Origin of the sequence: Actinoplanes sp. NPDC051513, assembly GCF_044454685.1 — a bacterium.
Taxonomy (GTDB): Bacteria; Actinomycetota; Actinomycetes; order Mycobacteriales; family Micromonosporaceae; genus Actinoplanes.
The window spans coordinates 72006-90577 of the sequence record NZ_JBITDW010000015.1 but is presented as its reverse complement, the minus strand read 5'-3'; the positions used below and the strand labels follow the sequence as shown (position 1 = coordinate 90577).

The 18572-nt window shown below is 71.3% G+C and carries 20 protein-coding genes and 2 pseudogenes; 16 read left to right on the top strand and 6 right to left on the bottom strand.

From position 1 onward, the window contains the following. Positions 1-50: 50 nt before the first annotated feature. From ACIA5D_RS34965 to ACIA5D_RS34955, 3 genes and pseudogenes are all read left to right on the top strand, one after another. Complete coding sequence (locus tag ACIA5D_RS34965; protein ID WP_396034680.1) at positions 51-1028, top strand: Gfo/Idh/MocA family protein; 978 nt, start codon at positions 51-53, stop codon at positions 1026-1028. Positions 1029-1041: 13 nt separating this feature from the next. After that, positions 1042-2088: a LacI family DNA-binding transcriptional regulator gene (locus ACIA5D_RS34960; protein ID WP_396034679.1), complete on the top strand. Its 1047-nt coding sequence runs from the start codon at positions 1042-1044 to the stop codon at positions 2086-2088. A 30-nt stretch (positions 2089-2118) separates the two neighbouring features. Next, positions 2119-3744: pseudogene (locus ACIA5D_RS34955) on the top strand (glycoside hydrolase family 13 protein). A gap of 430 nt (positions 3745-4174) precedes the next feature. Here ACIA5D_RS34955 and ACIA5D_RS34950 read toward each other — a convergent pair. From ACIA5D_RS34950 to ACIA5D_RS34940, 3 genes are all read right to left on the bottom strand, one after another. After that, the gene (locus ACIA5D_RS34950; protein ID WP_396034678.1) at positions 4175-5176 is read right to left on the bottom strand and encodes an anion permease; all 1002 of its coding nucleotides are present in this window, start codon (positions 5174-5176) and stop codon (positions 4175-4177) included. 3 nt (positions 5177-5179) lie between these two features. After that, the gene (locus tag ACIA5D_RS34945; RefSeq protein ID WP_396034677.1) at positions 5180-5806 is read right to left on the bottom strand and encodes a DUF47 domain-containing protein; all 627 of its coding nucleotides are present in this window, start codon (positions 5804-5806) and stop codon (positions 5180-5182) included. A 100-nt stretch (positions 5807-5906) separates the two neighbouring features. Further along, positions 5907-6866: a hypothetical protein gene (locus ACIA5D_RS34940; RefSeq protein WP_396034676.1), complete on the bottom strand. Its 960-nt coding sequence runs from the start codon at positions 6864-6866 to the stop codon at positions 5907-5909. Positions 6867-6955: 89 nt separating this feature from the next. Between ACIA5D_RS34940 and sigJ the strand changes: the two genes are divergently transcribed. Then, positions 6956-7840 carry an RNA polymerase sigma factor SigJ gene (sigJ, locus tag ACIA5D_RS34935; RefSeq protein WP_396034675.1) on the top strand — a complete coding sequence of 295 codons (885 nt, stop codon included), beginning with the start codon at positions 6956-6958 and terminating at the stop codon, positions 7838-7840. On the opposite strand, the gene ACIA5D_RS34930 is transcribed toward sigJ, so the two are convergent. Then, a complete protein-coding gene (locus ACIA5D_RS34930) occupies positions 7823-8326 on the bottom strand; it encodes a DUF402 domain-containing protein (RefSeq protein ID WP_396034674.1) in 504 nt (167 codons plus the stop codon). The genes sigJ and ACIA5D_RS34930 overlap by 18 nt on opposite strands. Before the next feature lie 55 nt (positions 8327-8381). Between ACIA5D_RS34930 and ACIA5D_RS34925 the strand changes: the two genes are divergently transcribed. Then, the gene (locus ACIA5D_RS34925) at positions 8382-10436 is read left to right on the top strand and encodes an ATP-dependent DNA helicase (protein WP_396034673.1); all 2055 of its coding nucleotides are present in this window, start codon (positions 8382-8384) and stop codon (positions 10434-10436) included. Between the two features lie 28 nt (positions 10437-10464). Beyond that, positions 10465-11325, top strand: a complete 861-nt coding sequence (locus ACIA5D_RS34920; protein ID WP_396034672.1) for a hypothetical protein — start codon at positions 10465-10467, stop codon at positions 11323-11325. Here ACIA5D_RS34920 and ACIA5D_RS34915 read toward each other — a convergent pair. Next, complete coding sequence (locus tag ACIA5D_RS34915; protein ID WP_396034671.1) at positions 11319-11693, bottom strand: DsrE family protein; 375 nt, start codon at positions 11691-11693, stop codon at positions 11319-11321. The two genes, ACIA5D_RS34920 and ACIA5D_RS34915, sit on opposite strands and share 7 nt — an antisense overlap. A gap of 14 nt (positions 11694-11707) precedes the next feature. Between ACIA5D_RS34915 and mtfM the strand changes: the two genes are divergently transcribed. Then, positions 11708-11812, top strand: a complete 105-nt coding sequence (gene mtfM, locus ACIA5D_RS34910) for a small membrane protein MtfM (protein WP_020513070.1) — start codon at positions 11708-11710, stop codon at positions 11810-11812. After that, complete coding sequence (locus ACIA5D_RS34905) at positions 11809-12420, top strand: FABP family protein (protein WP_396034670.1); 612 nt, start codon at positions 11809-11811, stop codon at positions 12418-12420. Before mtfM ends, ACIA5D_RS34905 begins: the two co-directional genes overlap by 4 nt. Here ACIA5D_RS34905 and ACIA5D_RS34900 read toward each other — a convergent pair. Continuing rightward, positions 12417-13157: an aminotransferase class IV gene (locus tag ACIA5D_RS34900; protein WP_396034669.1), complete on the bottom strand. Its 741-nt coding sequence runs from the start codon at positions 13155-13157 to the stop codon at positions 12417-12419. The two genes, ACIA5D_RS34905 and ACIA5D_RS34900, sit on opposite strands and share 4 nt — an antisense overlap. Before the next feature lie 58 nt (positions 13158-13215). Here ACIA5D_RS34900 and ACIA5D_RS34895 point away from each other — a divergent pair, with 58 nt between their 5' ends. The 8 genes and pseudogenes from ACIA5D_RS34895 (at position 13216) to ACIA5D_RS34860 (ending at position 18560) form a co-directional block, all read left to right on the top strand. Further along, positions 13216-13611, top strand: coding sequence for a Fur family transcriptional regulator (locus tag ACIA5D_RS34895; RefSeq protein WP_396034769.1), 396 nt, complete (start codon positions 13216-13218; stop codon positions 13609-13611). Between the two features lies 1 nt (position 13612). Further along, complete coding sequence (locus tag ACIA5D_RS34890) at positions 13613-14653, top strand: YgfZ/GcvT domain-containing protein (protein WP_396034668.1); 1041 nt, start codon at positions 13613-13615, stop codon at positions 14651-14653. Positions 14654-14668: 15 nt separating this feature from the next. Continuing rightward, positions 14669-15502: a 3-keto-5-aminohexanoate cleavage protein gene (locus tag ACIA5D_RS34885; RefSeq protein WP_396034667.1), complete on the top strand. Its 834-nt coding sequence runs from the start codon at positions 14669-14671 to the stop codon at positions 15500-15502. After that, on the top strand, positions 15499-16407 hold the full coding sequence (locus ACIA5D_RS34880) for an asparaginase (protein WP_396034666.1): 909 nt from the start codon (positions 15499-15501) through the stop codon (positions 16405-16407). The genes ACIA5D_RS34885 and ACIA5D_RS34880 overlap by 4 nt, the downstream gene beginning before the upstream one ends. 69 nt (positions 16408-16476) lie before the next feature. Next, positions 16477-16848 (top strand): annotated as a pseudogene (locus tag ACIA5D_RS34875) (helix-turn-helix domain-containing protein); the annotation flags it as partial. 8 nt (positions 16849-16856) lie between these two features. Then, positions 16857-17300 carry a hypothetical protein gene (locus tag ACIA5D_RS34870; RefSeq protein WP_396034665.1) on the top strand — a complete coding sequence of 148 codons (444 nt, stop codon included), beginning with the start codon at positions 16857-16859 and terminating at the stop codon, positions 17298-17300. Positions 17301-17361: 61 nt separating this feature from the next. Next, positions 17362-17676 (top strand): DUF2516 family protein, encoded by a 315-nt coding sequence (locus ACIA5D_RS34865; protein WP_396034664.1) that lies wholly within the window; start codon positions 17362-17364, stop codon positions 17674-17676. Beyond that, positions 17673-18560, top strand: coding sequence for an alpha/beta fold hydrolase (locus tag ACIA5D_RS34860; RefSeq protein ID WP_396034663.1), 888 nt, complete (start codon positions 17673-17675; stop codon positions 18558-18560). Before ACIA5D_RS34865 ends, ACIA5D_RS34860 begins: the two co-directional genes overlap by 4 nt. Positions 18561-18572 lie beyond the last annotated feature (12 nt).

Below are 18572 nucleotides of genomic sequence, written 5' to 3'. Positions count from 1 at the left end.
TCGACTGAAATCTTTTCTTGGGGACTTGCTGGAGGGATACGGTAGTGATCATGACCGAACAGAAGGTCCGCTGGGGCATCGTCGGCCCCGGCGGGATCGCCGCACAGTTCGCCAAGGATCTCCCGCTGGTGCCGGGCGCCGAGCTCGCCGCCGTCGGGTCGCGATCCGCCGGGACCGCCGCCGCGTTCGCCGAGCGCTACGGGTTCGCCCGCTCCTACGGCTCCTACGCCGAGCTCGCCGCCGACCCGGACGTCGACGTCGTCTACGTGGCCACCCCGCACGCGCAGCATCTGGCCGCGGCGCTGATCTGCGTCGAGGCCGGCAAGGCCGTGCTGGTGGAGAAGCCGATCACGCTCGACCTGGCGTCGGCCGCCCAGCTCGTGCAGGCCGCGCGCACCAAGAACGTCTTCCTGATGGAGGCGATGTGGATGCGCCTCAACCCGGCCATCCGCAAGATCGTCGAGCTGGTCGAGGAGGGCGCGATCGGCTGGGTCAGCGCGATCCACGCCGACTTCGGCCTCCAGGGCCCGTTCCCGCCCGAGCATCGCCTGCGCAACCCCCAGCTCGGTGGCGGCGCGCTGCTCGACCTCGGCGTCTACCCGATCCACCTGGCCCACCTGATCATGGGCAATCCGGCGAGTGTGCAGTCCTGGGCGCACCTGACCCCGGAAGGCGTCGACGAAAACACCGGCGTGCTGCTCGGCTGGCAGCCCGGCGCGGTCGCGGCCCTGACCTGCAGCATCAACGGCGAGAGCCGCAACGCCGCCTCGATCACCGGCACCGAGGGACGGATCGACATCCCGCCAGGCTTCTTCGTGCCGCGCGAGTTCACCCTGACGAGGGCCGGCAAGGTGCCCGAGACGTTCCAGTTTCCGTTCGAGGGGAACGGCTACCAGTTCGAGGCGATCGAGGTGCAGCGCAGCATCCTGGCCGGTGAGCTGGAGAGCCCGCTCATGCCGCATGCCACCACTTTGGAGGTCATGGGGCTGCTCGACGCCATCCGTGAGGAGATCGGCGTCCAATACTGACTATGGTGAGCTGATGCCGTCGAGAAAGGTCGGCGGCAAGCCGACGTCGAGCGATGTGGCCGCGGCCGCGGGTGTCTCCCGGTCCGCCGTCTCGTTCGCGTTCAACAACCCCCATCGCATCTCGGCGGCCACCCGCGAGCGGATCCTCGCGGCCGCCGCCGAGCTCGGTTACACCCCGAACACGCTGGCCCGGATGCTGCAGGCCGGCACCACCAACTCGATCGGCGTGCTGCTGCCGCAGCGGCTGGCCCAGATCATGGAGAACCCGTACTACGCCCGCTTCCTGATGGGCGTCGGGCAGATCTGCGACCAGGAGGGTTACACGCTGCTGCTCACGCCGCCGCTGCAGGATTCCGTTCTCAAGGCGATTCCGTACGCGGCGGTGGACGGCTTCATCGTGTGCGGGCTCGAGACCGAGGGCGCCGAAGTGGTCGAGCTGGAGCGCCGCCAGATCCCGTTCGTGCTGATCGACAGCGACCGGTACGAGAACGCCCCGAGCGTCGAGGTCGACGACCGCGGCGGCGCCCACGAGGTCACCCGTTACCTGCTGGAGCTTGGCCATCGACGGCTCGGCGTGCTCTCCATCGACCCCGGTCCCGACGTCGCCACCCGCGGCTACCGGGGCCCGCTCGGCCGCCGGATGACCGGCATCGCCGAGGCCCTGGCCGGCTCGGGCCTGGCGATGGCCGACGTGGCGCTGGCCGAGGTGCCGGTGACCCGGGTCGACGGCTACCGCGCCACCAAGGCCCTGATGGCCCGCGAAGATCCGCCGACCGCGATTCTCGCGCTTTCCGACATGCTCGCGTACGGCGCGGTGGACGCGCTCCAGGAGCTGGGGCGGTCGGTGCCCGATCAGGTATCGGTGACCGGTTTCGACGACCTCGCCGAGTCGGCCTGGTTCCGCCCGCGTCTGACCACCGTGCGGCAGCCGATCGTCACCAAGGGCCGCAGCGCCGCGTCGTTCCTCATCTCGGCCATCCGCGGGGAAGATCAGCACCCGCACCAACTGCTCGGCACCACCCTCATCGTTCGGGATTCCGCCATCAAACCGCTGATGTAACACGAGTTAGTAACCTGCTACCGTCTCGTCATGAGCGATCTACCCCCAGCCTGGTGGCGCGACGCGGTGATCTACCAGATCTACCCGCGCAGTTTCGCCGACGCGAACGGCGACGGCATCGGCGACCTGCCCGGCGTCCGCAGCCGCCTGCCCTACCTGCGCGACCTGGGTGTCGACGCGGTCTGGCTCTCGCCCTTCTACCTGTCCCCGCAGGCCGACGCCGGGTACGACGTCGCCGACTACCGCACCGTCGACCCGATCTTCGGCACCGTCGAGGACGCGCGCGCACTGGTCGGCGATGCGCATGACGCAGGCGTACGCATAATTGTTGATCTTGTTCCTAATCACTCCTCCGACCAGCATGTCTGGTTCCAGCAGGCGCTCGCCGAGGGACCCGGCTCGCCGCTGCGCGGCCGATACCACTTCCGCGACGGCCGCGGCCCGGACGGTTCGCTGCCGCCCAACGACTGGCCGTCGATCTTCGGCGGACCGGCCTGGACGCGGGTCGCCGACGGACAGTGGTACCTGCACCTGTTCGCCCCCGAGCAGCCCGACTTCAACTGGGACCACCCGGCCGTCGCCGACGAGTTCCGCACGATCCTGCGCTTCTGGCTCGACCTGGGTGTCGACGGCTTCCGCATCGACGTGGCGCACGGCCTGGTCAAGGAGGAGTGCCTGCCCGACATCGGCCGGGACGCCACGTGGCACCTGCTCGACGTCGGCGAGAGCCCGTGCTTCGACCGGGCCGGCGTGCACGACATCTATCGCAGCTGGCGCCGGATCCTCGACGAGTACCCCGGCGAGCGCATCGCGGTGGCCGAGGCCTGGGCGCCCACGCTGGCCCGGGTCGCCGACTACGTCCGCCCCAACGAGCTGCATCAGGCGTTCAACTTCAGCTACATGAGCACCCCGTGGGAGGCCTCCGCGCAGCGGACGATCATCGACGCCTCGCTGGCGGCCATGGACGCGGTGGGCGCGCCGGCCACCTGGACGCTCTCCAACCACGACGTCGTCCGGCACACCAACCGCCTGATGCAGGAGAACCAGGGCGAAGTGGCCGGCCGCCGGCCCACCGAGGTCGACGCTTCCGCCGGCCTGCGCCGGGCCCGGGCTGCATCTTTGCTGCTGCTGGCACTGCCCGGCTCGGCGTACCTCTACCAGGGCGAGGAGCTCGGCCTGCCCGAGGTCGTCGACCTACCGCCGTCCGTCCGGCAGGACCCGGCATTCCACCGGGCGGCCGGGCAGGACGGCTACCGCGACGGCTGCCGGGTGCTGATCCCGTGGTCGGGCACGGCGGCGCCGTACGGTTTCGGCCCTTCCGGCGGGCCGTCGTGGCTGCCGCAGCCGTCGTCGTGGGCGTAGCTCAGCGTCGAGGCACAGAACGGCGTGGCCGACTCGACGCTGACCATGTACCGCGACGCGCTTGCGCTGCGCCGCAAGGTGCTGGCCGCCACGGACGAGCTGACCTGGCGGGACGCCCCCGACGGGGTGCTCGCCTTCGATCGGGGTGAGGCGTTCCGCTGCGTCGTCAACATGAGCGGATCACCGGTCCCGCTTCCGGCGCCCGGTGAGCTGCTGATCGCGAGCGGTCCCGTCACGATCGAGGAGGGCGTCGCGACCATCCCGCCGGACACGACCGTCTGGTGGTCGCGCTAGGAGTCACCGGGTGAGGTGCCGTCCCCGGGCGGAGGACAGCACCTCACCGTTGACGTGCCGGTAGGCGGCCGTCAGGACTTCGGCCCGTACGCGGCCCGCAGAACCTCCCGGACAAGCTCGCTGGGCCGTCGGCCGGATTCGCGTGCCACCCGCTGGAGGACGTTGTAGATCTCATCGTCCACTCGAACGTTGATCCGATGCGATGTCCCGCCGCCGGCGGACAACGAGGGCCGGCCCGCGGTCTTCCGAGGCACAAGCTCGTCCGGGTCGTACCCGGCTTCGGCCTCGGCGAGCAGCGCGGCCTCGGCCCCGGAGTCAGGGTGGCGCCCTTGGCCCGCGGGCCCGGCTTCTTGGCCGCCCTCTTCGTCGGAGCGACTTCTGCCGTCGTCTCGGGGCTGGTTCTCAGGTTCGCCATGTCTCGCCCCGAGCCTCAGGTGAAGAGCGGGCGGGTCGCGAAGTACAGGATGGCGGCGATGGCCGCGGCGCCCGGGAAGGTGAGGATCCAGGCGCCGACGATGTTGCCGGCCACGCCCCAGCGGACGGCCGACAGCTTCTTCGTCGCGCCGACGCCCATGATGGCCGACGTGATCGTGTGGGTCGTGCTGATCGGGGCGCCCAGGTTGATGCCGAAGACGAAGAGCAGGACGCTCGCGACCGTCTCGGCGGCGAAGCCCTCCGGCGGGCCCAGGTCGATGATTTTGCGGCCCAGCGTGCGGATGATGCGCCAGCCGCCGGCGTACGTGCCGAGCGCCAGCACCGTCGCCGACGTCCAGTACGCCCACTGCGGGATTTCCGACGTCGAGTCCTGGAAGCCGCCCACGTGGAGGGCCAGCACGATGACGCCGATCGTCTTGGCGGCGTCCTGGAGGCCGTGCCCGACGGACATCGCGGCGGCGGACACGGTTTGTGCGTACCGGAAGCCGCGGTTGAGCTTGGCCGGCCGGCCGGTGCGGAAGGTCCACATGATCGCGAGCATGAACAGGAAGCCGGCCACGAAGCCGACCAACGGTGAGGCCACCATCGGGATGACCACCTTCTGGACGATCGCGTCCCACTGCACCGTGTAGCCGGCGGCCAGCGCGGCGCCGACCAGCCCGCCGATCAGCGCGTGCGACGAGGACGACGGCAGGCCGAAGTACCAGGTGATCAGGTTCCACGCGATGGCGCCGAGTACGGCGGCGAAGACCGCGCCGAGCCCGGCCACCGAGGTCGGCACGGTGATGATGCCGCTGACCGTCTTGGCGACGTTCTCGCCGAAGTGGGTGCCGATGAAGTTGCCGGCGGCGGCCATCAGCAGCGCCACCCGCGGCGTGAGGGCGCGGGTGCTGACGCTGGTGGCGATCGCGTTGGCCGCGTCGTGGAAGCCGTTGGTGTAGTCGAACACCATCGCCACCACGATCACCGCGAGGACGGCGACGAACTCGGCGGACAAGGCCTAGGACTCCTTGACCGCGATGGTCTCGACGGTGTTCGCCACGTGCTCGAAGGCGTCGCACGCGGCCTCCAGCTCGTCGGCGACCTCCTTCATCTTGAGCACGGTGAGCGCGTCGTACTCGCCGGAGAAGAGGCGGACCAGCAGCATCCGGTACGCGCGGTCGCCGTCGTTCTCGAGCCGGTTGATCTCGATCCAGTACTCCTCGAGACCCTTCATGGCGCGCAGCCTCGGCATCGCCTCGGCGGTGATCTTCGCCTGCTGGTCGAGCACGTTGATCAGCTCGTGCATCTCGCGCGGCAGCGAGGGCAGCTCGGTGAGCCCGTACAGGTAGAGGAGGTTGCCGACCGCCTCCAGGTGGTCCATCACGTCGTCGAGCTGCGAGCCCAGGGAGTAGATGTCGGCCCGGTCGAACGGGGTGATGAACGTGGAGTTGATCTTCTTGTAGAGGTCGTGGGTGATCTGGTCGCTGTCGTGCTCCACATCGGTCAGCCGCTCGCTGACCGACTGCACGTCGACGCCCGGCAGCGCCAGCTCGTTGAGGAGCTCGGTGCCCTTGACCAGATTGTGCGCAGCGCTGGTGAAGAGATCGTAGAAAGCGCCCTCGACGGGGCGGAAGGAGAACTTCACGGCGCGGACCTCGATCGAAGGGCGGGATGGATCTCCAGGAATGCTAGCGGTCCCTCCTGGTTAACCTGACGTTCGCCCAAGTCCCCCGTGACACCCGTCGCTACACCGGTTCGTGCCGGCGGTCCGGCCGGGGCGCATGCGGTCGTGGGGAGGAGCGCCGGACCGCCCGGGTCGGCAGCGGCGCGATCGGCGCTCGCCGCGAGACCGGGTGCCGGCGCAGATGGCCCGCGAGTCCACGCTGGTCACGGTCGGCGATCACGTCGACGCCGGCCGCGCCCAGCTCGGTCCAGATCGCCCGCCGCGCCTGCCGCGAGCCCTCCGGGATCCCGGCGATCCGTACGGTGCGGCCGTCCTCGTGCGCCTGGCGGACCAGCGCATGCAGCAGATGCCGCTCCTCCGCGGAGATCGGCTCGCGGCCGTCCCAGCCGAACCGCCGGCTCCAGGGCTCGCTGATGGTGGGCACCAGGGCCGGCGGCGCCGACCGGGAGCCGAGGTCGTCGAAGGTGCCGTCGGCGAAGGCGTATCTCTCGCTCTGGGTGGCGAGCAGTTCGCGTACGTCGACGATGCCGCTCACCGAGACGGTGACCGCCCCCGGGACGAGGGTGTCGCCGTCGCTGTGGCTGAGCAGTCCGGCGTGGTCCCGCAATTGCTGGTCGAGCATCCGGTACGCGCGCAGCAGTGTCTCCGCCTCGCGGATGGCGCCGGTGAACTCGACGACGAGCCGGAACGGCGTCTGCTGCTCGCGGGCGAGCCGGCCGCCGCGGCCGGCGATCCGGGCGAAGAGCGGGGTGAGCACGAGCCGCCGCAGCGTACGGCCGGGTTGCGGCCCGCCGGGTCCGAGGAACAACTCGCCGTGCGGTCCCGGCGTGACCGGAACCGTCAGGCCGCCCAGCCCGCGGCGGATCACCTCGGGCAGCGGGTCGATCGACGTGGGCGCGGCGATCGCGTGCCCGGACGGCTGGAAGGGCCGTGGCCGGCGGATCAGGACGGTCCCGGCCGAGACCGCGCCGGCCACTCCGGCGAGGCCGGCCAGACCACCGGCGATAGTCGCACCGTTCACCGTGCACCATCCGATTCGTACGAAATGCGTGTTTACTACTGTGTCACATCCGATACCCGTGCCCGGGCAATGTCGCGCAGAATCCCCTCATGCCGTCGCTGACCGCCACCGAGTTCGAGGCCGAGCGGCCGCACCTGATCGCCGTCGCCTACCGGATGCTCGGTAGCCGCGCCGAGGCGGAGGACGCGGTGCAGGAGGCGTGGCTGCGCTACGCCAAGGCGCGCGACGGCGGCGAGATCCACGACCTGCGCGGCTGGCTCACCACGGTCACCGGGCGCATCTGCCTCGACGTGCTCAAGTCGGCCCGCGTGAGCCGCGAGGCCTATCCGGGGCAGTGGCTTCCGTCGTACGTCGTGGAACCCGACGCCGGACCCGCCGCCCGCGCGGAAATCAGTGACCAGGTCGGCCTCGCGCTCCTGGTGGTCCTCGAGAAGCTGACTCCGGAACAACGGGTGGCGCTGGTCCTGCACGACGCGTTCGCCATGCCCTTCGAGGATGTGGCCACCGTCCTCAACACCACCGAGGCCGCCGCCCGCCAGCACGCCTCCCGCGGCCGGCGGGCCGTCGCGCAGGACAGCGTGCGGCACACCGCCGACCTGACCGAGCAGCGCCGGGTGCTGGGCGCGTTCCTCGAGGCGGCCAACGGCGGCGACCTGCAGGCCCTCGCGGCCCTGCTCGCGCCGGACGTGGTCGCGATCGGCGACGGCGGCGGCCTGGTGCCCGGCGTCGGCACCCGCCCGGTCTTCGGCGCCGACAAGGTGGCCCGCTTCTATCTCGGCATCATCGCCGGCCTAGGTGAGGTCGAGATCGAGACCGTGCTGGTCAACGGCTCACTCGGCCTGCTCGCGCGCGGCCACCTCGCGAACGGGCGGCCGTTGTGCTCGGTGCTGAGCGTCGCGATCGACGACGGCCGGATCACCGGCTTCTTCAACCAGCTCAACCCGAACAAGCTGGAACTACGCGACCTCATTTAGGTACTTGTGGTACTGCGAGGCGAACGGCTCGCTGCCGTCGGCGAGCGCGCCCATCAGCTTGCTCGCGGCCGCGCGGGCCTCGTCGACCAGGTAATCGGGGTAGCCGAACTGCACCCGGTGCTCGTCGAACTCGTCCTCGTCGCGCAGCTCGACCGCGCCGGTCTCGCGCCGGCGCACCGCGTCGAGGTCGAGGTCGATGATGTGCACCGTGTCGCCTTCCCAGCGAGCCGGCGTGGTGATGTCGCAGTACACCTCGCTGGTGCGCGGGGGCGGGTTGAACATGCCGGTCCACCATGCGTGATGCGGGATCAGCAGGACGAACGGGATCTGCTCGACCGACGGGCGGCCGTGGTAGACCGACGGCGTCCCGCGGGTCACGCCGAGCCAGACGCCCAGGTCATCGGAGTCGAAGCGGCGCGCCGGATAGTCGCGGTGGGCCGAGCCGTCGTACTTCGTGTAGACGACCCGGACCATGTCGTGCGGCATGCGAGAACCCTAACGGTGGTCGGCTTCTGTCGGTGGTGGCGGGTACCTTCTGTGCGTGCCCGCCACCACCCGCAAGAAGGCCACCGCTGACGAACTCCTGGCCGCCGCCGTCGGCGCCGTCCCCGGCGGGGCGACCCGCCCGGGCCAGCAGGCCATGGCGAGCGCCATCGACAAGGCCGTGCGCGACCGTGAGCACCTGCTGGTCCAGGCCGGCACGGGCACCGGCAAGTCGCTGGCGTACCTCACGCCGGCTCTGCTCGTCGACGGCCCGGTCGTGGTCTCCACCGCGACGCTCGCCCTGCAGAACCAGCTCGTCGAGCACGACCTGCCCCGCCTCGCCGACGCGGTCGAGCCGGTCCTCGGCCGCCGCCCCACGTACGCCGTGCTCAAGGGCCGCCACCACTACCTGTGCATGGCAAAGATGGAACATGCCGACGAGGAAGAGCCCACCGACACGCTCTTCGACGACGCGCCGCCGAAAACCCAGTGGCTCGGCGAGGCCGGCAAGCTCGGCAAACAGATCCAGCGGCTGCGCTCCTGGTCCGAGAAGACGGCGACCGGCGACCGCGACGAGCTCGACCCCGGCGTCGACGACACGGCCTGGCGCCAGGTGTCGATGCCGGCCCGCGACTGCGTCGGCGCGGCCAAGTGCCCGTACGGCGCCGAGTGCTTCGCCGAGGCGTCCCGCGTCCGCGCCCGCGAGGCCGACGTGGTGGTCACCAACCACAGTCTGCTCGCCGTCGACATGTTGGCCGACCGGCACATCGTCCCGCCGCACAAGCTGCTGATCATCGACGAGGCGCACGAGCTGGCCGACCGGGTCTCCTCGGCGTCGCAGGCCGAGCTGACCCCCGACGCGATCGAGCGCTCGGCCCGGCGCGCCGGCAAGCTCATCCCGCAGGCCGCGTCCGAGGCGCTGGCCGAGGCCGCCGACGCGCTGACGGTCGGCCTCGCCGACGTGCCGGCGGGCCGTCTCACCACCGGCCTGCCGCCGGCGCTGCACCAGGCGGTCACCCTGCTCGAGTCGGCCGCGCGCGCCGGGCTGAGCGCGATCGGCGACATCAAGAGCGACGATCCCGATCCGGTACGCAAACAGCAGGCCAAGGCCTCCATCGGTGACCTGTCCGACACCGCCCAGCGGCTGCTGGAAGAGTCCGACTTCGACGTGGCGTGGGTCGAGAAGTCCGACATGGGCAGCGGCCGCCGCGCCCTGGTGGTCGCGCCGCTCTCGGTGGCCGGCACGCTCTCCAACGGCCTCTACACCGACCGCACGGTGGTCGCCACCTCGGCCACGCTCACCCTGGGCGGCCGTTTCGACACCGTCGCCCGCTCGCTCGGCCTCCCGGTCGCCGCGCCCAGCGTGCCGTCGGCCCGCGGCGCCGTGGCCGAGTCGGCCGCCCCCGGCGCGCTCACGCCCGAGGCGCCTGCGGCCTCCGGCGACGGCTGGACGTCGCTCGACGTCGGCTCGCCGTTCGACTATCCCAAGCAGGGCATCCTGTACGTCGCGGCGCACCTGCCCCGCCCGGCCGCCTCGGGCCTGCCCGACGCCGCCGGCGAGGAACTGCTGAAGCTGGTCTCGGCGCTGGGCGGCCGCACGCTCGGCCTGTTCTCGTCCCGCCGCGCCGCGACCCAGGCGGCCGAGCTGCTGCGCGCCCGCACCGATCTGCCGATCCTCCTCCAGGGCGAAGAAGCGCTGCCGCTGCTGGTCCGCAAGTTCCGGGAAGACCGGCCGAGCTGCCTGTTCGGCGTCATGTCCCTGTGGCAGGGCGTCGACGTCCCCGGCGACGCCTGCCAGCTGGTCGTCATCGACCGCCTGCCGTTCCCCCGCCCCGACGAGCCGCTGGCGGCGGCCCGCTCGGCCGCGGTCGACTCCGCCGGCGGCTCCGGGTTCGCCTCGGTGAGCGTCCCGATCGCGGCGATCCGCCTGGCCCAGGGCGTGGGCCGACTGATCCGCTCGACGGGCGACAAGGGCGTGGTAGCGGTCCTCGACTCCCGCCTCGAGACCGCCCGGGGGTACGGCGCCTTCCTCCGCAAGTCGCTGCCCCCGTTCTGGTACACGACCCGCACCGACGTCGCGGTCGGCGCCCTCCAGCGCCTCGCCGCGAGCTGAGCGAAGCTCGCGTGTCACCATGGCTGCCGTGACGGGACCGCAGCTCAGTTCGGCGCCGCCGCCCCCGCCGGCGGCCGAGGGGCCGAGACGGCGGCGGTGGTGGTTTCTCGGGATCGTCGCCGGCTGGATCGTGGTGCTGGCGGTGCTGGGCACCTGGTCGGTGTGGCACTCGCCGGCGAGTGTGCCGGAACAACGGGACATCGCCGAGGCCGTGCCCGAGCTGCAGCAGGCCGCGGGGGTCGTCTATGCGGCCGCCGGCAAGGGCGGGCAGGTGGTTGTGCTCGGGAAACTCGAGCTGATCGGGGACTGCCGGATCACGCCGGTGCGGCATGGGTACATGGCCGCCCGCGACCTCACCGTCTACGTGCGGCAAGGGGAGGCCGAGACGGCGCTCGAGGGGATCGCCGACGCGCTGCCGAGCGCCTATCGGGCGGGCGTCGCGGTCACCAGGGGCGGCACGAGGGTCGGGATCCATGCCGACGCTGGGAACTTCATCGGGATCGACTCGGCGGCGGACGCCGTGACCAAGGTGGTCACGCTGCGGCTCACCAGCGGGTGCCGGCCAGGGCCGGTGGAGCGGGCCGACAAGGGCGACCCCGCGGCGGGGGCGACGCCGGCCGAGATGACCGCGGTGCTCCACGCGCTGGGAAGTGAAGGGACGCCGGAGGTGCGGGCCGTCGACTGTCCCGGTGGCGGGGTGGCGGGGAGCTACACCGTGGACGTTCCGCAGCCGCGGAACTGGCAGACGCTCCTGCGAGTGGCCGCCGGGGGCGCGGAGATCGTGCGGTCGGATGACGGCGTGTGGGCGTACGCGAAAGGCAGTGAGTCTGTCGTTGTGGTGTCGGACGGGGAGAAGCTCCGCGTCAGCGTGAACACCGGCTGTCAGTAGACCAGGGCCTGTGCGCCCTCGGTGGTGACCTCCTCGACGAAGACCGCGGCCCCGGCTATGCGGATGCCGGGGAGGACGTCTCCGGGGGTGATCTCGCGGCGGGCGGCGCACTGCGTGCAGGCCGTCACCTTGCCGCTGGCCAGCAGGAGGTCGAGCAGGTCGGGCAGCGGCGCGGCGTGCGGGAGCTCGAACTCGGCGGCCCGGCCGGGCAGGGCGAACCACGTCGACTCGCCGGTCAGCCAGAAGCTGACCTCCACGCCGGACGCGGCGGCCGTCGACGCGACCGTGAAAGCCTGCGAACAGCGCTCGGGAGCGTCGGCGCCGGCGGTTGCCTTGACGACCAGTAAACGTGCCATGGGCGCCAGCATAAGATGGGCCGGTCATGGTTACGGAGATCGGGTTCGTGAGCCTGCTGGTCGCCGGGTTGGGCGCGCTGGCGGGCGGCTTCGGCTATCTGGCCATTCGGATTTCGAGGGGGCGTTGGTGAGCGGCGAGGCTGAGTCGGCAGAGAATCCGCTGGGCCCACCGCCCTGGCTGAACGCGCCGCCGGTCGACGACTACCCGTACGAGGACACGCACGACCTGCGTCAAGGCGCCGACCTGCACCCTGCGCTGCTCGGGTTGCTGCCGTTCGTCGGGTTGTGGCGCGGGCGCGGGCAGGGCGGCTTCCCGGCTGACGACGACTACAACTTCGCGCAGGAGGTGCGGATCAGCCACGACGGGCGGCCGTTCCTGCGCTTCGAGTCGCGGTCGTGGTTGCTCGACGAAGAGTCGAAACCGGCGGGCGAGTGGGTCGTCGAGTTGGGCTTCTGGCGGCCGGTGCTGGTCGACGGGCGGCCCGGCGACGAGATGGAGGCCACCTTCATCACGCCCGAGGGCACGGCCGAGCTGTACCTCGGCAAGACGATCGGCCCGACCCGGCTCGAGATGGAGGCCGACGCGGTGGCGTACACGCCTTCCGGCCTGCACGTGACGGGCGGGCACCGGCTGTTCGGCATCGTCGACGGCGCGCTGCTCTACGCGCACGGCATGTCGGTGGACGGCAGCGAGCTGCGCGACCACATGTCGGCCCGCCTGCTGCGCATCGGCGGCTAGTACCCGAGCAGGTCGAGCAAGATCGGCGTCCACCGGGAGTGGCGGCGCGGTGCGCCGTCCAGCTGTCTGACGAAAGACAAGCCGCGCAAGGCGGAAGCGAGCCAGATCGCGTCCGCCCCGCGTAGCTGCTCGATCGTCACCATGCGGTAGGCCGGGCTCAGACCGACCGACGGCGCCAGCGAGAGCAGATGGGCGGCGGTGGTGCCGGGCAGGATCTGTGCTTCCCGGGGTGGCACCGTGCAGAGCTCGGAGCCGGCCAGCCAGACCAGGGACGCGGTCGGGGCCTCCAGCGCGTAGCCCTCGGTCGAGAGCCACAGCAGATCGTCGGCGCCGCGCGAGCGGGCCCAGCGGCGGGCCGCGAAGCTCTCCGCGTACGACAAAGTCTTGGCCTCCCAGAGCGACCATGGCGGCTTGCCGCCGACTTTGAAACCGAGGCCGGCGCTGATCACCCGCACGCCGTCGCGTCGCTCGCGCAGCGCGTCCGGCGGGATCGGCGCGACCGTGACGTGGTGTGACCGGCGGGTGAATATGATCCGCAGAGCGCTTTCCGAAATATCCGATCTAAACGCTTCAAGTCGCCCAAGATCGGGAACCGCGAGATCGAGCAGCGCCGCCGACCTGGCCAGCCGGGTCAGATGGGCGGGCAGCAGGAACGGCCCCGACGGCCGCAGGTGCACGGTCTCGAAGACGCCGTCGCCGAAGAGCTCGGCCGGGGAGACCAGGACATCGTCGGTCACCGGCGGAGCGTAACCGTCGGCCTATGCTGGTGAGGTGTCCGCCACATCGCTAGCCGAGATGCTCCGGGAGCGCGGGCTGCGGCTCACCCCGCAGCGCCAGCTGATCCTCGAGGCGGTGCACGATCTCGGGCACGCCACGCCCGAGCAGGTGCACACCGCGGTGCGCGAGCGCGTCGCCGGAGTCAACATCACCACCGTCTACCGCACCCTCGAGCTGCTCGAGGAGCTGGGTCTGGTCAACCACACCCACCTGTCGCACGGCTCGCCGACCTATCACGCCGCGGGTGAGGATCAGCACGTTCACCTCGTCTGCCGTGGATGTGGATCGATAAGTGAGGTAAACCCGACAGTGATGCTGCCGGTGACCGACCGGCTGCTCGCGGAGCGGGGCTTCCGGGTCGACGTCGGCCATGTCTCGCTCTTCGGCGTGTGTGAGGACTGCAAGGAGCTGTGAGATGACCGTCGTGATGGTCGAGGACCTCGATCCCTCGTCCGCCGACGCGGGGGTGGCCGCACACTACGGCGACCCGATGCGGGAGCAGCGCACCCTGGCCACCGCGGTCGGCCTGGTCGACCGTTCGAACCGCGACGTGATCGCCGTGCCCGGCGAGGAGCGGGCGTCGTGGTTGCACACGCTGACCACCCAACATCTCACCGATTTATCCGGTCTGTCGGGGTCTGAGCTGTTGGTTCTCTCGCCACACGGGCACGTCGAGCAGCACGCGTACGTGACCGAGGACGGCGAGACGGCCTGGCTGGACACCGAGCCGGGCGCTGGCAAAGGCCTCCTGCGCTACCTCGAGATGATGCGGTTCTTCACCAAGGTCGAGCCGCGCGACGCGACGTCCGAGATCGCGGTGCTGTCGCTGGTCGGCCCGGGCGCCGCCGATCTGTTCCCCGAGCTTTCCGAGCCGCGGGTGGGTGCGGTGCCGGGTCCGAAGTTCGCCGCCGGGTCGGTGCCCGCGCAACCCACAAGCCTCTATTCCGTACGGGAGTTCGAAGGCGGCCTGGCTCGGCGCGTGCCGTTGGGTGTCGATCTGCTGGTGCCGCGCTCGTCGCGCCACGAAGTGATCGAGAAGCTCGGCGTCCCGCTCGCGGGCCTGTGGGCCTACGAGGCGATCCGCGTCGAGCACCGCATCCCGCGCCTGGGCTGGGAGACCGATCACCGCACGATCCCGGCCGAGGCGTCGTTCATCCAGAACGCGGTCCACCTCGACAAGGGCTGCTACCGCGGCCAGGAGACGGTCGCCCGGGTCCACCACCTGGGCCGCCCGCCCCGCCGCCTGGTGCTGCTGCACCTCGACGGCATCACCACCGACCAGCCCCCGGCCCACGGCGCCCCGGTCGTGAGCGGCGACCGCGAGGTCGGCTTCGTGGGCACCGCGGTGCGCCACCACGAGCTCGGCATGATCGCCCTGGCCGTGATCAAGCGCAACGTCGCCGACGACGCCGTCCTGAAAATCGGCGACTCGGTGGCGGCCATCGACGCCGCCTGAACTACCGTTCACACCATGACCGGGACCGTGATCACTGTCGCTCCGACCGGTGCGGAAGTCAGCAAGGCGGCCGTGCCCGCCCTGCCCGTCACTCTCGACGAGCTGGTGCAGACCGCCAAGGAGTGCGAGGCGCTCGGCGCCTCGATCATCCACGTGCACATCCGCGACGCCGCCGCCGAGCCCACCCTCGACCAGGGCCGCCTGCGCGCCACCGTGGCCGCCCTGCGCGACTCCACCGATCTGATCGTGCAGCTCTCCTCGGGCGGCGCGGTGACCGACCCGGAATCCGACCGGCTGGCCGTGCTCGGCGCGGCCCCCGAGATGGCCTCCTGCACGATGGGCACGGTCAACTTCGGCGACGGCGTGTTCCTGAACCGGTGGGAGTTCATCGTCGACCTGCACACCCGCATGCAGGAGCGCGGCATCGTGCCGGAGTACGAGATCTTCGATCTGGGCCAGCTCGCCACGCTGCAGCGGCTGCTCGGCAAGTACGGCCTGCCAGCCGGCGGCCACGTGCACGTCGACCTGGTGATGGGCGTGCCGGGCGGCATGCCGGGCACGACCGCCGCGCTGGCCGCCTGCGAGCAGGCCATCCGCGACCTGCCCGAGGGCACGACCTTCTCGGCGACCGGCATCGGCCGCAGCACGCTCCCGGTGATGCTGGCCTCGCTGTCGGCCGGCGGTCACCTGCGCGTCGGGATGGAAGACACCGTCACGTACGCCAAGGGCCAGCCGGTCGAGTCGAACATGCAGCTCGTGGCCCGCGCGGCCGGGTTCGCCCAGCTCGCGCAGCGCCCGCCGCTCACCGCGGCGGCGGCCCGCGAGCTGCTCGGCATTCCCGCTCGATGATCATCGCCGAGGTGGTGCGCTCGGGCTTCGTCGAAAGCGTGCACCACGGCTCGGTGGCCGTGCTCGGCGGCGACTCCCGCGGCGACGTGACCAGGCCGATCTTTCCCCGATCGTCGCTGAAGCCGCTCCAGGCGGTCGGCATGCTGCGGGCCGGCTTGGCGCCGCGCGACGAGTCCGACCTGGCCCTGATCGGCGGCAGCCACTACGGCGAGCCGCTGCACGTGCGCAGGGTGCGGGACATCCTGGAGGCGGCGGGCCTCGAGCCGGCCGCTCTGCGCTGCCCCGCCGCGTTCCCGCTCTCGACCCAGGTGCGCGACGACTGGCTGCGCCGGCAGGGCGGCCCCGAGCCGATCCTGATGAACTGCTCCGGCAAGCACGCCGGGATGCTCGCGACCTGCGTGGCGAACGGCTGGCCGCTGGAGTCGTACCTCGACCCGGGGCACCCGCTGCAGGCGGCGATCACCGAGGCGGTGTCCGAGCTGGCCGGCGAGCCGATCGCCGCGATCGGGGTGGACGGCTGCGGCGCGCCGACGCACGCGTTCTCGCTGACCGGGCTGGCCCGCGCGTTCGCCCGCCTGGTCGAGGCGGCGCCGGGGACGCACGAGCGCCGGGTCGCCGACGAGATGCGGGCCCACCCCCAGCTGGTGGCGGGAACCGGCGGCGATGACACGGTGCTGATGGGCGCGGTGCCGGGGCTGCTCGCCAAGGGTGGGGCCGAGGGCGTCGTGGCGGCGGCCGTGCCCGGCGTCGGCGCGGTCGCCATCAAGGTCGAGGACGGGGGACAGCGGGCGCGTACGCCGGTGCTGCTCGACGAGCTGCGCCGGCTCGGTGTCGAGGCGCCCGTGCCGGCGGAGCTGATCCTGGGCGGCGGCGAGCCGGTGGGCGAGGTCCGCGCGGTGCGGTGAGCTGTTTCACGCTAGCTAGAGTTAGCATTCTGCTTGCAACAGCTAGCACCCCGAGCTACCTTCGGATGCATGGCCACGCCCAAAGATCTGCCGCAGGACATCGGAAGCTTCATCCGTGACCTGCGGGAGAACGCGAAGATTTCGCTGCGCCAGCTCGCCGACAAGGCGGGCGTGAGCAATCCGTATCTGAGCCAGATCGAGCGTGGCCTTCGCAAGCCGAGCGCCGAGGTGTTGCAGCAGATCGCCAGCGCGCTGCGGGTTTCCACCCCCGCGATGTACCTGCGTGCGGGTTTGCTGGACGGCGAGGGTCAACAGGGGGTGCTGGCCGCGATCGCGGTCGACCCCGACCTCACGATCTCCCAGAAGCAGTCGCTGTCGCAGATCTACGAGACGTTCCGCAACGAGAGCGCCCGGCGCGAGCCCGAGACCGAAAAAGCCGAGGAGACAAAATGACCGAGCAGACCAAGACCCGATTCCCCGCCCCGCTCTACGCCGCCGCCGGCGCCGGTGACCTGGCGTACCAGCAGCTGCGCAAGCTGCCGGCCGCGGTGACCGTGCTCAGCGAGAAGGCCGCGGCGTCGCTGCGCACCTACAACGAGCAGGCCAACGCCAAGGCCACCGAGCTCCGCGAGAAGGCGCAGACCACCGACTTCGACGCCCTCCGCGGCAACGCGGCGAGCGTGGCGACCTCCATCGCCCAGCTGGCCCAGGAGCGCACCGTCGCGGCGTACACTGCCCTGGTCGCCCGCGGCGAGAAGGTTGTCGGCTCCGGTGTCGTCACCACCGCTGACGTGGTGAACGCCGACATCGAGACCACCGACGCGCCGAAGGCCGTCGAGGCCGCCCCGGCCCCGAAGCCTCGCAAGCGCGCCGCCAAGCCGGCCGCCGAGTAAGCGTCAATCGTGATCCGCAGGCCCCGGCAGCCGCTGGGGCCTGCGGCATAGACTTTCCGTCATGGCCTCTTCCGCGCCGATCTTCTACATCGATGTGCAGAACTACGTCGAGCTGCTCATCCTGATTCTTTCGCTCGTCGTACAGGCGGTCGCTCTGATCCACTGCCTGACCCAGCGGGGCGACGGGTTCCAGGCCATCGGCACCCTGCCCAAGGGTGCCTGGGCGGCGATCCTGGCCGTCTGCATCGTGCTGACGCTGCTGGTGAGCGGCGCGATCGGCATCTTCAGCCTGATCGGCATCGGCGCCGCCCTGGTCTACCTGCTCGACGTCCGTCCCGGGCTCAAAGACCTGTCGGACGGCAAAGGCTTCTGGTGAGGCGGTTCGGTCCGCCGCCGCCCGACGGTGGGCCCCGCGTGCAACGCCGCGAGCCGACCGGCCCGCGCTCGGGTCGTCCCACGCTGCCCGGCCCGTCCACCGAGCTGATCTCCACTCCGTCGGGGGTGCGCCTCGAGCAGTTGGTCACCGGCGTGGGCGAGCCGGTCACGGTCTTCGCGCACGGCCTCGGCGGCGACATCGCCGGCACCCGCCCGCTGGGCAGCGCGGTCTCCGGCCGGCGGGTCTTCTTCCACTTCCGCGGTCACGGCCGTTCCGACGCGCCGGTGGGTCCCTGGACGTTCGGTGACCTCGCCGAAGATCTGCGCGCCGTGGCCGACCGGGCCGGCGCCACTCGGGCGCTGGGCGTGAGCATGGGCGCCGGAGCGCTGTGCCGGGTGCTGAGCCAGACGCCCGACAGGTTCGAGCGGGTGGTCTGCTATCTGCCGGCGCCGCTCGATGGCACCCGTCCGGCCGCCGCCGAGGTCCGGGTCGAGCGCCTGCTGGCCGCGGTGGAATCGGGGGAGGCCGCGTCGATCGCCGCCGCCGTGGAATACGAGCTGCCCGCCTCGGTGCGCAACACGCCGACGGGCTGGAGCTACCTGCGCCAGCGGGTCGAGCAGCTGCAGCGGGACGGCCTGGCGGCCGAACTGACCACGCTGTGGCACGAGCCGGCGGTGGCCGATCTGTCGGCGCTGCGCGCCTTCCCGGGCCGGGCGCTGGTGATCGGCTGCCTGGGCGACGAGGTGCATCCGGTGGGCTGGGCCGAGCGGTTGGCGTCGCTGCTGCCAGAAGCCAACCTTCACGTGTACGACCGCCCGGCCGTTCTCTGGACAAATCGGGCAGAGCTCCGGGAGCGAATTTCTTCGTTTCTCAACTCCCCGTAACCTTTGGGCATG

Bases quoted from the DNA above. Each gene is read 5' to 3' on its own strand.
- ACIA5D_RS34965 (WP_396034680.1), top strand. From the start codon at position 51: ATGACCGAACAGAAGGTCCGCTGGGGCATCGTCGGCCCCGGCGGGATC.
- ACIA5D_RS34960 (WP_396034679.1), top strand. From the start codon at position 1,042: ATGCCGTCGAGAAAGGTCGGCGGCAAGCCGACGTCGAGCGATGTGGCC.
- sigJ (WP_396034675.1), top strand. From the start codon at position 6,956: ATGCCGTCGCTGACCGCCACCGAGTTCGAGGCCGAGCGGCCGCACCTG.
- ACIA5D_RS34930 (WP_396034674.1), bottom strand. From the start codon at position 8,326: ATGCCGCACGACATGGTCCGGGTCGTCTACACGAAGTACGACGGCTCG.
- ACIA5D_RS34915 (WP_396034671.1), bottom strand. From the start codon at position 11,693: ATGCTGGCGCCCATGGCACGTTTACTGGTCGTCAAGGCAACCGCCGGC.
- mtfM (WP_020513070.1), top strand. From the start codon at position 11,708: ATGGTTACGGAGATCGGGTTCGTGAGCCTGCTGGTCGCCGGGTTGGGC.
- ACIA5D_RS34895 (WP_396034769.1), top strand. From the start codon at position 13,216: ATGCTCCGGGAGCGCGGGCTGCGGCTCACCCCGCAGCGCCAGCTGATC.
- ACIA5D_RS34890 (WP_396034668.1), top strand. From the start codon at position 13,613: ATGACCGTCGTGATGGTCGAGGACCTCGATCCCTCGTCCGCCGACGCG.
- ACIA5D_RS34885 (WP_396034667.1), top strand. From the start codon at position 14,669: ATGACCGGGACCGTGATCACTGTCGCTCCGACCGGTGCGGAAGTCAGC.
- ACIA5D_RS34880 (WP_396034666.1), top strand. From the start codon at position 15,499: ATGATCATCGCCGAGGTGGTGCGCTCGGGCTTCGTCGAAAGCGTGCAC.
- ACIA5D_RS34870 (WP_396034665.1), top strand. From the start codon at position 16,857: ATGACCGAGCAGACCAAGACCCGATTCCCCGCCCCGCTCTACGCCGCC.
- ACIA5D_RS34865 (WP_396034664.1), top strand. From the start codon at position 17,362: ATGGCCTCTTCCGCGCCGATCTTCTACATCGATGTGCAGAACTACGTC.